Source organism: Flavobacterium terrisoli (genome assembly GCF_030167905.1).
GTDB classification, from domain to species: domain Bacteria; phylum Bacteroidota; class Bacteroidia; order Flavobacteriales; family Flavobacteriaceae; genus Flavobacterium; species Flavobacterium terrisoli.
On sequence record NZ_JARGNA010000001.1, the window covers coordinates 412,914 to 425,945 of the forward strand.

A 13,032-nucleotide genomic window follows, 5' to 3' on the forward strand; every position below is an offset into this window, starting at 1 on the left:
TTATTGTTAAAATGTGGAAATTATGTAATGAATTAGATGAATTTTAGAATACTGATGACAATTATGCAATATTTAACATCTTTTCGTAGAACAATTAACATATTGCCGTAGAACAAATAACATGTTTTAAATAACGTTTAGCATCTTTCCTACTTCTTCGAAAGCTTTTATTGCCTGATCAAGATGTTCTTTGGTATGTGCGGCAGACAATTGGACCCTGATTCTGGCTTTGTCTCTAGGTACCACCGGAAAGAAGAATCCAATCACATAAATTCCTTTTTTCAATAATTCATCTGCCATTACTTGTGATAATTTGGCATCATATAACATTACCGGTACAATGGCTGAATCGCCATCAATAATATCCAAGCCGGCTTTTTTCATTCCTTCTTTGAAGTAATTGGTATTCCATTCCAGTTTGTCCCTTAATGTTGTGTCTTTTTCCAAAAGCTCAAAAACCTTAATAGAAGCACCAACAATTGCCGGCGCTAAGGAATTCGAAAACAAATAAGGACGCGAACGTTGACGCAGGATTTCAATCACTTCTTTTTTGGCCGTAGTATAACCACCCATCGCGCCACCTAAAGCTTTACCCAATGTTCCGGTGATGATGTCCACTCTTCCCATAACGCCTTTGGCTTCCATAGTTCCTTTTCCTGATGCACCAATAAAACCGGCTGCATGGCATTCGTCCACCATAACCAAAGCGTCATATTTATCGGCCAAATCACAGATTTTGTCTAATGGCGCTACCAATCCGTCCATAGAGAAAACACCATCAGTTACGATTAACTTGAAACGATGTCCCGCTTCCACGGCTTTTTTCAATTGGTTTTCCAAATCTTCCATATTGGAATTTTCATAACGGTAACGTGCAGCTTTACACAAACGCACACCGTCAATAATCGAAGCGTGATTCAAACTGTCGGAAATGATACAGTCTTCTTCACCCAATAATGGTTCGAAAACACCACCATTGGCATCAAAAGCTGCAGCATATAAGATCGTATCTTCCGTGCCGTAAAAATCGGCTATCTTTCTTTCTAATGTTTTGTGAATATCCTGAGTTCCGCAGATAAAACGAACCGATGACATTCCGAATCCGTGGGAATCCAAAGCGTCTTTAGCCGCCTGAATCACTTCCGGATGCGATGACAAGCCCAGATAATTATTGGCACAAAAGTTTAAAACCGTTTTGCCATTTACTGTGATTTCCGCGCCTTGAGGCGAAGTGATAATGCGTTCTCTTTTGAAAATACCGTTTTGTTCAATGGTATCCAATTCGTTTTGTAGGTGTTGTTGAATTTTTCCGTACATGATTGTTTGTTGTAGTTTATGTTTGTGTTGTAAAGTCTTTTTGCTTTTTTGAAGTTACAAATTTACTATTTCCAAAGTTTCCCCAATATAAACCAGCGCTTTTTTAGTCACCTTAAAGCCCATTTTTTCAATGGCGTTCTGATAATTTTCCAATTGCGTGGTATATTTTGCCTGATGCGCACCGGTTTTGTAATCGAGCAAATAGATTTCTTTGTTGGTGTTGATGACCATTCTGTCGGGTTTGACCAGGCTGCCTTCTTTCTGAATGATGGTTTTTTCGTTTAGAATTTTGTTGCCGATGGCGAAATAAGGCTGTAAATCGGGATGATTGATAACCTGATTAATCGTTTCCTCGACTTCTGTTCTTTGTGAAGCGACAATCAATCCGTTTTCGATGGCTTTGATGAGTGCCAAATCAATATCGTCTTTGGTTTTGACAAAAGATAAAATTTCGTGCAGAATGTTTCCGAATTCAATCGCTTTCTGCTGTTGTGTGTTCCACATCAGGCTTTCTTTTTGGGCAATTTTGATGTTTTTCGGATTTAAGGTCGCCAATAATTGCGGAATGGTTTCGGTTTTGTCTAAAGTATCTTTGGTTTCGGATAGTTTTTTGGCTTTGCCAAAAGAATAGTCGAATTTACTTTCGTCAAAATCATTCGCCAAAAATTTAATGAAAAACGTCGCCATATTGTTGGGATAATCACCTTTTGCATTTCTGCTTTGCATACCCGAAATGATGTACAATTGTTCTTCGGCACGCGTCAAAGCCACATACAACACATTGATATTGTCGAGCAATTCTTCCTGTTTTTTTTGTTGGTATACCAAACTCGCTTCTTCGCCATAACCTTCTACTTTGCTGCTTTTATCCACCAAGGCTTTGGGCAAACCCGTGATTGCTTCATCGGCGTTGAGCCACAATTTTTCCCGCGGACCTTTACTATAATCTTCTTCGGCAAACGGAAAAATAACTACAGGAAACTCCAAACCTTTCGATTTGTGAATGGTCATAATGCGCACCGCGTCATTGCCTTCGGGTGAAGGAATGCTTTGTTTCTCCGAATTATTATCCCAAAAAGTTAAAAAATCCGAAATTCCGGCTTGCTTTTTTAAATCGTGTTCCAAAATCAAATCGAGAAAAAACTGGATGTATGCATTGCGTTTGTGCATCGGAATGACTTTGGCAATGATAATTTCGGTGGCTTCGTAAAGCGATTTTTTTCTGATGTTGGCAAACGAGAAATCAATTTGAAATGTAGTTAACCAGTTTTGAAATTTGGTTTCCGATTTTTGTTCCATGCCTTGCGCAATGAAATCGTGAATGGCCAATTGATCTTGTTGCGAAGCCAGATAATATAGGAAATTCGCTTTCGACTGCAAATCGTTGCTGTTTTTCAGGTAACGCAAAATATGGATTACGCCTTGTACTTCTGAAGAAGCGCCGAGCAATAAACTCTCCGAAGACAAAATCGGGATGCCGTTTTCGGTTAAATAGTTTGCGACTTCCGTTCCGTGTGTTTTTTTTCGGGTCAGAATCACGATGTCTTTGTAGCGGAAACCGTTTTGTCTGACCTTTTCAATCGTGGACAAAGTGGCTTGCAGATACAATTCGTTTTTGGCCAAATTTTCTTCGTCATCATTTGATTCCTTATCCACTTTTGGCACAAAAGAAATATTGACATAACCGCCAGTTTTGGTGTTGAATTGCTGATGGCTGTGGTTTTGGTACAAATCCTTGTAATCTTCATGCGCAAATTCCTGACTCAAAAAAGCAAATAATTTGTTGTTGAAATCAATGATTTCGGAATAACTTCTCCAGTTGGTTCCCAATGAAAACAATTGCTTGTCCGGATTGACAAACGGATTTTTGTCTTTGCTCAGTTCGATAAACTGTTCGGCCTTTCCGCCACGCCAACGGTAAATCGACTGTTTTGGATCGCCTACAATCATTAACGAACCTTGCTCACCATTCAAATCTTCGCTCGAAAGTGCGTTGTCAATCAGCGGAATCAGGTTTTGCCATTGCATTTCGGAAGTATCCTGGAACTCGTCGATGAAGAAATTCCTGTATTTTTCACCCAAACGTTCGTAGATAAATGGCGCAGGTTGGTTTTGGATTTGATCGTTGATTAACTTATTGAATTCGGCTATCGAAAGGATATTTTGTTCCTTTTGGATTTTGCCCAATTCATTGCTCACGGTATTCAATAATGAAAGCGGCGTGATGTTTTTGAGAAACGCTTCGTAGAAATTTTTCTTCTCGAATTTTGTGTAAATCGAAGCCAATATTTCGAGCAAATTGGGAATGATGTTTTCTATGATTGTTCTGTCTGATGCGGTTTTGTTGATAGGAATGTCTTCAAATTGATAATATCTCTTATTGACAGGATTGAATCTTTTCTCGACTATACTTTTTATGTGGTTGGGAAAAGTTTCTCTGGAAAATGATTTAACATCGATTCCTTTATTTTCTATCAAAAGCAAAGCTTCAGTAGCTAAGGCAACCGTTTCGGCTTCGATTTCGGCACAAAGTTCTGTGAGTTTGTTTTTGATTTCGATAAACTCGGTGATGGTTTTGTTTTGGAAATGCGTGATTTCTTCGCGGTTGTTTTCGTTGAGAATCAATTTTCCGGTGTCCATGATTTCGCGTGAGATATCCCAGGATTTATCATCATCGGTTTTTTCCATGGTGAAATCGACCAATAGGTTGGTCAACGTTTCATCATTTCCGGCTTCGGCAATAATGGCGTCAACGGCTTCGGTCAAAAGGTTTTCCGTATCAAGCGAAACTTCAAACGTAATCGGCAAATTCAAATCGTGGGCAAAAGCGCGTATGACTTTGTGTGTGAATTTGTCAATCGTGGAAATATCAAATGCGGCGTAATTGTGAATTAGGTTTTTGATGATGCTTTTGGCTTTTTCGGTAATGGTAGCCAAACTTAAACCGGTTTCCGTTTGAATGTCCTGCATCAATTGCAACGCTTTGTCCGACGGATTTTCTTTGGCAAACTCCGATAAACTTTCCACAACACGACTTTTCATTTCGTGTACCGCTTTGTTGGTAAACGTAATCGCCAAAATATTGCGATAGGCATCGGGTTTTTTAGACAAGAGAATAATTTTCAAATATTCTTTGACCAAAGTATAAGTCTTGCCCGAACCAGCGGAAGCATCGTATATGGAGAAAGCGGTTTTTTGCATTTTATTTAAATCGATCAGTTAATCATCATAATATTTACCTATTAATTTTTGGTTTTCATCAAAACGAAAAACATAATGATGTCCAAGACAATTTTGGCTGTTATAAAACAGGACAATTCCATCGCTATTGATAATTTTATTAGGTTTTCCCCATATGTTTTCCAAATCGATTCTGCTGGAATCTAATTTTTGTAAAGCGAATTTATTTTCCTGCTCAGAGAAGGCATACCATTTCCAAAGGACAAAGCCGCATAGGATAACCATGACGATTGAAAAAGCACTTTTAATTTTTTTCATTTTCGATTAAATATACAAAATTCAACTTCGCGTCTTCGCCGTAATATTCGACTTCAAATTCATCCACTTTTACGGCGCCGATTTTTTCGATAGCTTTTTGAGAACGGATATTGAACGCGCCGATGTGGAAATAAACCTTGTCAACGTGTTCAAATGCGTAATCGAGCATGATTTTTTTCAATGCTTTGTTATAACCAATGCCCCAAAATTTTCGCCCGATAAATGTATAGCCAATCAATACCGAATTTTCCTTTTGGTCATAATCATAAAACCGACTGCAGCCGACAACTTCATCGGTTTTTGTATCACGAATTAGAAATGCGCCTTTGGACAATATTGCGCCTTCAAAGTAATTCTGAAAGACCTCGCGTTGATAACGCAATTTATTTGGATGTTGTTCCCAAACCAAAGGATCGCAAGCTACGGCATACAATTCTTCAAAATCCGTTTTCTGTAATGGAATCAGTTTAATAAGCTCGTTTTTTAGAGTATTGGGTTGCGAATCAAACATGAAGCACTATAGTTTTTATTTATGCTACTAATGTAATTAATTAATCCTTTATTAAGAAAAAGGAATTTTGCAATGCGTAATTTTGCGGCACAATTAAAATTTATTGCTTTGAAAAGAAACGAAGTTATTTTGGTAGCCCTTATGGCGTTACTGAATTTTACGCATATCCTTGATTTTATGATTATGATGCCTTTGGGCAATATCTTGATGCCCAAATGGAATTTGACTACTTCTGAGTTTTCCATTATTGTTTCGAGTTATTCTTTGGCGGCCTTTGTGAGTAGCTTTTTTGCGATTTTCTTTGCCGACAAATTCGACCGAAAAAAACTATTGCTTTTTGGCTATTCCGGATTTTTAATCGGAACTTTTGCTTGTGCCTTTGCCTTTGGAACCTATTCGATGATATTGGCCAGAACTTTGACAGGATTGTTCGGCGGTTTGATTAGCGCGCAAATCCTCAGCATCATTGCCGATGTGATTCCGTATGAACGTCGCGGCAGAGCGATGGGCATGTTGATGGGCGGATTTGCTCTGGCCTCGGTAATTGGTGTTCCTTTTGGATTGTTTTTAGCCAATAAATACGATTGGCATTATCCGTTTTTGGTAGTAGCCACTTTCGGGGTATTGTTATTGCCGTTTTTATTCCGATTTGTTCCCAATGTGAATGCACATTTGACAAATCCGATAAAGTTGAAAGAACGCATATCTAATTTCTATGATATTTTTAGCAACCAAGCCCAAATTACGGCTTTGCTGTTTAGTTTTTTATTGATTACAGGGCATTTTATCATTGTGCCGTTAATTAATCCTTATTTGGTTTACAATGTTGGCGTTCCTCAGGAGTATACGCCTTTAATTTATCTGGTTGGCGGAATTTGTTCGTTGATTTCAGCCCAAATCATTGGAAAATTAGCCGACAGTTATGGTAAAAGAACGGTATTTGTTTGGGCAGCTTTGGTTTCAGTATTCTTTGTTGTTTTGATAACCAATATGCCGCATTGGCAACTTTTTATAGTATTGGGTATTTTCGGTTTTTGGTTTAGTTCTTCTACCGGAAGAACCGTTCCGGGACAAGCCATGATTACTCAGGCCGTTACGAGTCAAACCCGTGGCAGTTTCATGAGCTTAAATTCTTGTGTGCAATCACTTGGGACAGGATTTGCTTCTTTAATGAGCGGTTGGATTACTTACAGCGATACTAAATTCGCAATTCACAACTACAATTATTTAGGCTACATAAGTATTAGTTTAATTTTATTGTGCGTTTTGTTATCTTACCAATTAGAACGAAAACTGCAATATGTTGAAGTGTAATTTTTCAAAATGTTATAAATGATTGTGTAAATTTTATAAGCAAAAACGATTTAAAATTTATAAATTTGAACTGCAAATATTAATCTTTAAAACACAATAACCATGGCCTTTGAATTACCGCAATTACCTTATGCATACGATGCATTAGAACCACATATTGATGCGAGAACAATGGAAATCCACCATTCAAAACATCACAACGCTTATACAACCAATCTGAATGCAGCCATCGAAGGAACTGATTTAGCAGGTTTGACCATAGAAAACATTTTAATCAATTTGGATATGAAAAACGCTGCGGTTAGAAATAACGGTGGTGGATTTTACAACCACAATTTGTTCTGGAGAGTAATGGCGCCAAACGGTGGCGGATTACCATCAGGAGATTTGGCTGAAGCGATTGAAAGAGATTTTAAATCATTCGAAGAATTCAAAGCATTATTTGCTAAAGCCGGAGCAACGCGATTCGGATCAGGTTGGGCCTGGCTTTGTGTGCACAAAGGCGGAAAGCTGGAAATTTGTTCTACGCCAAACCAAGACAATCCATTAATGCCGGATACCGGTTGTGGAGGTTTCCCGATTTTAGGGATGGACGTTTGGGAACACGCTTATTACCTAAACTATCAAAATCGTCGTCCTGATTATATTGAAGCTTTCTTTAATGTGATTAACTGGACAGAAGTGGCAAGACTGTATGCTACAGAAAAATAAAAATCAAAATATTTTTTTTGATGTTTCAGGAAGCCGGTTGCGAAAGCAATCGGTTTTTTGTTTGGAATAGGGTTAAAAATAAACAGGCGGAATTGCTTCCACCTGTTTGCCCCAAATCTACCATAAACTTAACCTACACTAAATACTATGGTACCACAAATCTAACAACATCAGAAAGAATATTGTGCTTTTTTAACTGAATTATATTGGAATGATAGGCAAATGAGAGTGTAATCTGCCATTTTTGATGATTTTCAGACTTTTATAAAATAAAAAAGGCGGAATCTCTTCCACCCTTTTTGCCCCAAATCTACCATAAACTTAACCTACTAATGCTATGGTAAGGTCAAATGTATAGGAGTTGTTGTGTTCTAAAAAATAAAACAGACAAACGGCAAGTATAATCGTTGAAATTTTTTTTACTGATTTTCAGGGTTGTAGAAAATAAAAAAGGTGAAAATTGCTTTTCACCCTTTTTGCCCCAAATCTACCATAAACTTAACCTACTAATGCTATGGTAAGGTCAAATGTAAGCGTATTAACATTTTGAAAACAAAAAATTTAGACGAACTGCATCAAAAATCGTTTAAAGACAAAAAATGTTAAAATTTTAGTAAGCGCGTGCATCTTTTCCTTCATAAAAATTCATAAACGCCTTGTTTACAACACGGTTACCTCCAGGGGTTGGATAATCTCCTGTGAAGTACCAATCTCCCAGATTTTTCGGGCAGGCAACATGTAAATTGTCTACCGTTTGGAAAATAATTTTGACTTCGGCATTAATATCTTGTGGATGCAAGAGCTCGGCTATTTTATCGGAAATTTCTGTATCGGAAAACTGAGCATAAATTTCTGTTACAAAATTTACTACGTCAGCATCTTTTAATTTTTCCTGCGACTTGCATTTTTTATACACTTCATCAACAATATGATACTGATTTCTTTCTTTTAATAATTCAATCGCAGCTTGGAAAGCGACTAATCCTTCCAATTTAGCCATATCAATACCATAACAATCCGGATATCTGATTTGCGGTGCAGAAGAAACCACTACAATGCGTTTTGGATTCAGTCTGTCCATCATCTTTAGGATGCTTTTCTTTAATGTGGTTCCACGAACAATACTGTCGTCGATGATGACCAAATTATCGGTTGGTTTGATTACGCCATAAGTCACATCATAAACGTGAGCCACCAAATCATCGCGGCTGCTGTCTTCGGTGATGAATGTTCTTAGTTTGGCATCTTTTATAGCTATTTTTTCAGTTCTGATTTTTACCGAAAGGATTTCTTCCAGTTTTTCTTTGGTCAACGTTTTTCGGTTGTTCAAAATGAACTGATTTTTTCTTTGGTTTAGAAAATCATTTGCAGCTTCAACCATTCCGTAGAACGAAGTTTCTGCCGTGTTTGGTATAAAAGAGAAAACCGTATTGTCGGTATCATTATCAATCGATTCTAAAACGGCAGGCAAAATCAATTTACCCAATTCTTTTCTTTCCTGATAGATTTCGGCATCGCTGCCACGGGAAAAATAGATGCGTTCAAATGAACAGGCTTTTTTAACCGTTGGCGTAATGATTTCCTGCTCGGAAACAGTGCCGTTTTTCTTTACGATTAAAGCATGTCCCGGTTGTAATTCCTGCACTTTTTCAAATGGTACATTGAAAGTGGTTTGAATTACCGGTCTTTCCGAAGCAACCACTACAATTTCGTCATCTTCATAAAAATACGCCGGACGGATTCCAGCAGGATCACGGAAAACAAAGCTATCGCCGTGACCAAGTAATCCAGCCATCGCATAACCACCGTCCCAACCTTTGGAAGCGCGTTTTAAAATTTTGGCCAAATCCAATTTTTCGGCAATTACCGGAGAAGCTTCTCTTTTGGACAAACCGTTATTTTTACATTCCTGGTACAAATCGGTTACTTCATCATCAAGGAAGTGCCCAATTTTTTCCATTACGGTTACCGTATCCGCCATTTCTTTTGGATGCTGGCCCAATTCTACCAGACTATTGAAAAGCTCGGTTACGTTGGTCATATTGAAATTTCCGGCCACGATAAGATTTCGGTGCATCCAGTTGTTCTGGCGTAAAAACGGGTGAACGCTTTCAATGCTGTTCTTTCCGAAAGTTCCGTAGCGAACATGTCCTAAAAACAATTCGCCTATATAAGGAATGTGGTCTTTCTGCAATTGGACATTGTCATTATATTCCGGATGTAAAGTCAGCTCTTCATTAATCCTTTCATTGATTTGCGCAAAAATATCCTGTATAGGTTGTGCCTTGTTCGAACGCACACGGCTGATGTATCTTTCACCGGGATCGACATCAAATTTGATGGAAGCAAATCCGGCGCCGTCTTGTCCGCGGTTGTGTTGCTTTTCCATTAACAGGTACATTTTCTGTACACCGTAAAAAGCCGTACCGTATTTTTCCTTGTAGAATTCCAACGGTTTTTTTAATCTTAAAAGGGCGATTCCACATTCGTGTTTAATAGCGTCGCTCATGATAGTTGTTGTGTTGTTGTAAGTTGTTTGTAATGTGTATTTTAAAACAAAAATGCCCCGAAGTTTCGAGGCATAAAGTTATTGTAATTCTATTTCAAATTGTGTTAAAGCTTTGAATTGTTTCAATCGCTCGTTCACTTCTTCTTTTTTCAGTTCGAGCATTCTTTCGGTTCCGAATTTCTCCACACAGAAAGAGGCTAAGTTAGATCCCTGAATAATCGCCGTTTTCATCGTGTCAAAAGAAATATCTCCTTGTTGGGTAATGAATCCTGCAAATCCACCTGCAAAAGTATCTCCTGCACCGGTTGGATCAAATACATCAGCCAATGGCAATGCCGGAGCAAAGAAAATTTCTTTTCCGTGAAAAATTAACGCACCGTGTTCTCCTTTTTTAATTACTACATATTTTGGTCCCATCGTATGGATTTTGGCAGCCGCTTTTACCAAAGAATATTCTCCTGATAACTGACGAGCTTCTTCATCGTTGATGGTAATAACGTCAACACGTTGAATCACATCCAATAATTCAGGTAAGGCACAATCCATCCAGAAGTTCATAGTGTCCAAAACCACTAATTTTGGTTTTTGGGTCATTTGATTTAAAACGCCGGTTTGAACAATTGGATGTAAGTTACCTAACATTACCACATCGGCATCTTTAAAATGATTAGGAACAATTGGATTGAAATCAGCTAAAACATTTAACTCGGTAGCCAAAGTATCTCTTGAATTCATATCGTTGTGGTAACGACCGCTCCAGAAGAAAGTTTTACCTTCTTTTACGATTTCAAGACCTGAAATATCGATATTTCTTGAAGTCAATAAGTCTAAGTATTCTTGTGGAAAATCACCTCCAACAACTGATACAATAGCTGATTGCAAGTTAAAATGCGAAGCAGATAAACCGATGAAAGTTCCGGCACCGCCTAAGATTTTATCCGTTTTTCCAAAAGGCGTTTCGATAGCGTCAAAAGCAACCGTTCCTACGATTAAAAGTTTGTTCATTATTTGCGATTCAAATTAAAGGCGCAAAGATAAGGCTAAAGTTTCAGAGTTGCAACTGGCGTTAACGTTTCGTTTTTTACAGAATTTTTTACAGAATTTTGTAGGTTTGCCAAAACTAACAAGGCAACATGAGAACAGAGAAAATTGTTTTTGGGATTTTTATATTGGGGTTCATTTTAAGAATGTTTCACATACCCGGCGGTAGCATACTTCCTGTTTTGAGTATGGCATTGCTATCCCTGTTCTATTTCCCGGCGGGATTTTATTTTTTAAGCGACAAAAAAATCGACAATAAAACAGTTGGTTTCTCTGTGGTTTCAGGTTTTACCCTGTCAATAACAGTCCTGGGAATATTATTCAAAATCATGGATTGGACCGGAGCATTCTTTATGTTGGTTACCGGGCTGGTATCATTACTTCCGATAGCTATTATTTCTTATGTGAATTATACCAAACCAAAACTGGAAGAGTTGCAGAATTACTATAAAAACATTTTTATAAGGGTAATGATTGCTCTTATTTTTGGGTTGCTACTATTTGTTTTCTAAGAAGCTTACAGCAATTTTCCTTCTTCTCTTTCGTAAAAAGTATCAATTGAAAGTTTCTCCAAACCTGAAGCATAAACCGCCAATTCATCACAGCGTTCGTTTTGCGGATGGTTGTTATGGCCTTTAATCCATTTGAAATCGACTTGGTGTTTGCGGTAAATTTTGAGAAAACGCATCCAAAGATCAGGATTTTTTTTGCCAGTGAAGTTTTTCTTTTCCCAACCAAAAACCCATTTTTTCTCTACCGCATCGACTACATATTTAGAATCGGAAACCACCAAGACTTTCATATTGGGATTCTTGAGTTTTTCCAAACCTACGATTACCGCCAAAAGTTCCATTCGGTTGTTGGTTGTGTATCGAAAACCTTCGTAGAATTCTTTTCGGTAACTGGTGCCAACCATTTCCATGACTACGCCATAACCACCGTTTCCGGGATTTCCTTTGGCAGCGCCGTCGGTGTAGATATGAACTTGGTGTGACATTTTTCCGATTTAGGATTTAGGATTTAGGATTTGGTCAATAATTTTTGGGAAAAATTCATGTTCCAACACCTGAACTTTTGCCGCAATGTCTTCCGGAGATTTACAATCTTCAATATTCACGACTTGTTGTAAAATGAATTCACCTTCGTCGTAATGCTCGTTGACGTAATGAATGGTAATTCCGGTTTCCTTTTCTTTATTCTCCAGGATGGCCCGGTGCACATTCATCCCATACATGCCTTTTCCGCCATATTTTGGCAATAATGCCGGATGGATGTTGATTATTTTATTCGGGTATTGATGTACAATACTATCAGGCATTTTCCATAAAAAACCGGCCAAAACGATCAAATCGGGTTGTATTTCGTTGATTTTTTCCAGCACCAATCCTTCGTTTAAATCGGCTCTGTTGAACACAAAAGAAGTAACGTTGAGGGCTTTTGCTTTTTCCAACACTTTGGCTTCCTGATTGTTGCAAAAAACACCCGCGATTTTGATATCATTTCGCTTTTTGAAATAATGAATAACATTCTCTACATTGGAACCGGCACCTGAAGCAAAAAGCAAAATCTTTTTCATGGGGAAATCAAATTTGACAGCACAAAAAAAAGAATAAATACGCGAATTAAAACCATGATTATGTAAGATTTTCAAATATATTTTTTAATTTCGTGTTCACATTTAGTAACAAAAAGGTTGTTTTAAAATAAAGTTTTTTATTTTTGCCAACAATTAAAATTAAAAATTTAGAAATTATGTCAGACATTGCATCAAGAGTTAAAGCGATTATTGTAGACAAATTAGGCGTTGACGAAAACGAAGTTGTAACAGAAGCAAGCTTCACAAATGATTTAGGAGCTGATTCATTAGACACTGTTGAGCTTATCATGGAGTTCGAAAAAGAATTTGATATCCAAATTCCGGACGACCAAGCGGAAAACATTGCTACTGTAGGTCAAGCTATTTCTTACATCGAAGAAGCAAAGAAATAATAAATAAATCACCCGTGAAGAATGTATAATTTTTCACGGGTTTTTATTATTTTTACTGAAAAGAATAAATCTTGATTGATATTCAATCTTAAAATATTGAAATACCCTTGTCTCTTTAATGATTAAATTTGAAGATAACATG

12 protein-coding genes are annotated in these 13,032 nt (G+C 37.6%); 4 read left to right on the top strand and 8 right to left on the bottom strand.

Going from position 1 to position 13,032, the window contains the following annotated elements:
• Positions 1 to 126 precede the first annotated feature (126 nt).
• From kbl to P1K33_RS01900, 4 genes are read right to left on the bottom strand one after another with little or no spacing between them, the layout of a single operon-like run.
• A complete protein-coding gene (kbl, locus tag P1K33_RS01885; protein WP_284651152.1) occupies positions 127 to 1,317 on the bottom strand; it encodes a glycine C-acetyltransferase in 1,191 nt (396 codons plus the stop codon).
• Between the two features lie 54 nt (positions 1,318 to 1,371).
• On the bottom strand, positions 1,372 to 4,518 hold the full coding sequence (locus tag P1K33_RS01890; protein WP_284651153.1) for a UvrD-helicase domain-containing protein: 3,147 nt from the start codon (positions 4,516 to 4,518) through the stop codon (positions 1,372 to 1,374).
• An 18-nt stretch (positions 4,519 to 4,536) separates the two neighbouring features.
• On the bottom strand, positions 4,537 to 4,815 hold the full coding sequence (locus tag P1K33_RS01895) for a hypothetical protein (protein ID WP_284651154.1): 279 nt from the start codon (positions 4,813 to 4,815) through the stop codon (positions 4,537 to 4,539).
• Positions 4,802 to 5,326, bottom strand: a complete 525-nt coding sequence (locus P1K33_RS01900) for a GNAT family N-acetyltransferase (protein WP_284651155.1) — start codon at positions 5,324 to 5,326, stop codon at positions 4,802 to 4,804. Before P1K33_RS01900 ends, P1K33_RS01895 begins: the two co-directional genes overlap by 14 nt.
• 108 nt (positions 5,327 to 5,434) lie before the next feature.
• Between P1K33_RS01900 and P1K33_RS01905 the strand changes: the two genes are divergently transcribed.
• Both P1K33_RS01905 and P1K33_RS01910 read left to right on the top strand, forming a co-directional pair.
• Positions 5,435 to 6,640, top strand: a complete 1,206-nt coding sequence (locus tag P1K33_RS01905) for an MFS transporter (RefSeq protein WP_284651156.1) — start codon at positions 5,435 to 5,437, stop codon at positions 6,638 to 6,640.
• Between the two features lie 102 nt (positions 6,641 to 6,742).
• Positions 6,743 to 7,351 (top strand): superoxide dismutase, encoded by a 609-nt coding sequence (locus P1K33_RS01910; RefSeq protein ID WP_284651157.1) that lies wholly within the window; start codon positions 6,743 to 6,745, stop codon positions 7,349 to 7,351.
• Positions 7,352 to 7,961: 610 nt separating this feature from the next.
• Here the strand turns inward: P1K33_RS01910 and P1K33_RS01915 are convergent.
• Entirely contained in the window at positions 7,962 to 9,860 is a 1,899-nt protein-coding gene (locus P1K33_RS01915) for an amidophosphoribosyltransferase (RefSeq protein ID WP_284651158.1), read from the bottom strand.
• Positions 9,861 to 9,938: 78 nt separating this feature from the next.
• A complete protein-coding gene (locus P1K33_RS01920) occupies positions 9,939 to 10,865 on the bottom strand; it encodes a PfkB family carbohydrate kinase (protein ID WP_284651159.1) in 927 nt (308 codons plus the stop codon).
• A gap of 128 nt (positions 10,866 to 10,993) precedes the next feature.
• Here P1K33_RS01920 and P1K33_RS01925 point away from each other — a divergent pair, with 128 nt between their 5' ends.
• Positions 10,994 to 11,413, top strand: coding sequence for a GldL-related protein (locus P1K33_RS01925; RefSeq protein WP_284651160.1), 420 nt, complete (start codon positions 10,994 to 10,996; stop codon positions 11,411 to 11,413).
• A 5-nt stretch (positions 11,414 to 11,418) separates the two neighbouring features.
• Here the strand turns inward: P1K33_RS01925 and rnhA are convergent, their stop codons facing one another.
• Complete coding sequence (gene rnhA / locus P1K33_RS01930) at positions 11,419 to 11,898, bottom strand: ribonuclease HI (RefSeq protein WP_284651161.1); 480 nt, start codon at positions 11,896 to 11,898, stop codon at positions 11,419 to 11,421.
• A gap of 9 nt (positions 11,899 to 11,907) precedes the next feature.
• Entirely contained in the window at positions 11,908 to 12,477 is a 570-nt protein-coding gene (gene purN, locus P1K33_RS01935; protein WP_284651162.1) for a phosphoribosylglycinamide formyltransferase, read from the bottom strand.
• 176 nt (positions 12,478 to 12,653) lie between these two features.
• On the opposite strand from purN, the gene P1K33_RS01940 reads away from it, so the two are divergent.
• Entirely contained in the window at positions 12,654 to 12,890 is a 237-nt protein-coding gene (locus tag P1K33_RS01940; RefSeq protein ID WP_007137004.1) for an acyl carrier protein, read from the top strand.
• Positions 12,891 to 13,032 lie beyond the last annotated feature (142 nt).

Excerpts from the sequence above, each read along its gene's own strand:
- kbl (WP_284651152.1), bottom strand. The coding sequence starts at position 1,317 with ATGTACGGAAAAATTCAACAACACCTACAAAACGAATTGGATACCATT.
- P1K33_RS01890 (WP_284651153.1), bottom strand. The coding sequence starts at position 4,518 with ATGCAAAAAACCGCTTTCTCCATATACGATGCTTCCGCTGGTTCGGGC.
- P1K33_RS01895 (WP_284651154.1), bottom strand. The coding sequence starts at position 4,815 with ATGAAAAAAATTAAAAGTGCTTTTTCAATCGTCATGGTTATCCTATGC.
- P1K33_RS01900 (WP_284651155.1), bottom strand. The coding sequence starts at position 5,326 with ATGTTTGATTCGCAACCCAATACTCTAAAAAACGAGCTTATTAAACTG.
- P1K33_RS01910 (WP_284651157.1), top strand. The coding sequence starts at position 6,743 with ATGGCCTTTGAATTACCGCAATTACCTTATGCATACGATGCATTAGAA.
- P1K33_RS01915 (WP_284651158.1), bottom strand. The coding sequence starts at position 9,860 with ATGAGCGACGCTATTAAACACGAATGTGGAATCGCCCTTTTAAGATTA.
- P1K33_RS01920 (WP_284651159.1), bottom strand. The coding sequence starts at position 10,865 with ATGAACAAACTTTTAATCGTAGGAACGGTTGCTTTTGACGCTATCGAA.
- P1K33_RS01925 (WP_284651160.1), top strand. The coding sequence starts at position 10,994 with ATGAGAACAGAGAAAATTGTTTTTGGGATTTTTATATTGGGGTTCATT.
- rnhA (WP_284651161.1), bottom strand. The coding sequence starts at position 11,898 with ATGTCACACCAAGTTCATATCTACACCGACGGCGCTGCCAAAGGAAAT.
- purN (WP_284651162.1), bottom strand. The coding sequence starts at position 12,477 with ATGAAAAAGATTTTGCTTTTTGCTTCAGGTGCCGGTTCCAATGTAGAG.
- P1K33_RS01940 (WP_007137004.1), top strand. The coding sequence starts at position 12,654 with ATGTCAGACATTGCATCAAGAGTTAAAGCGATTATTGTAGACAAATTA.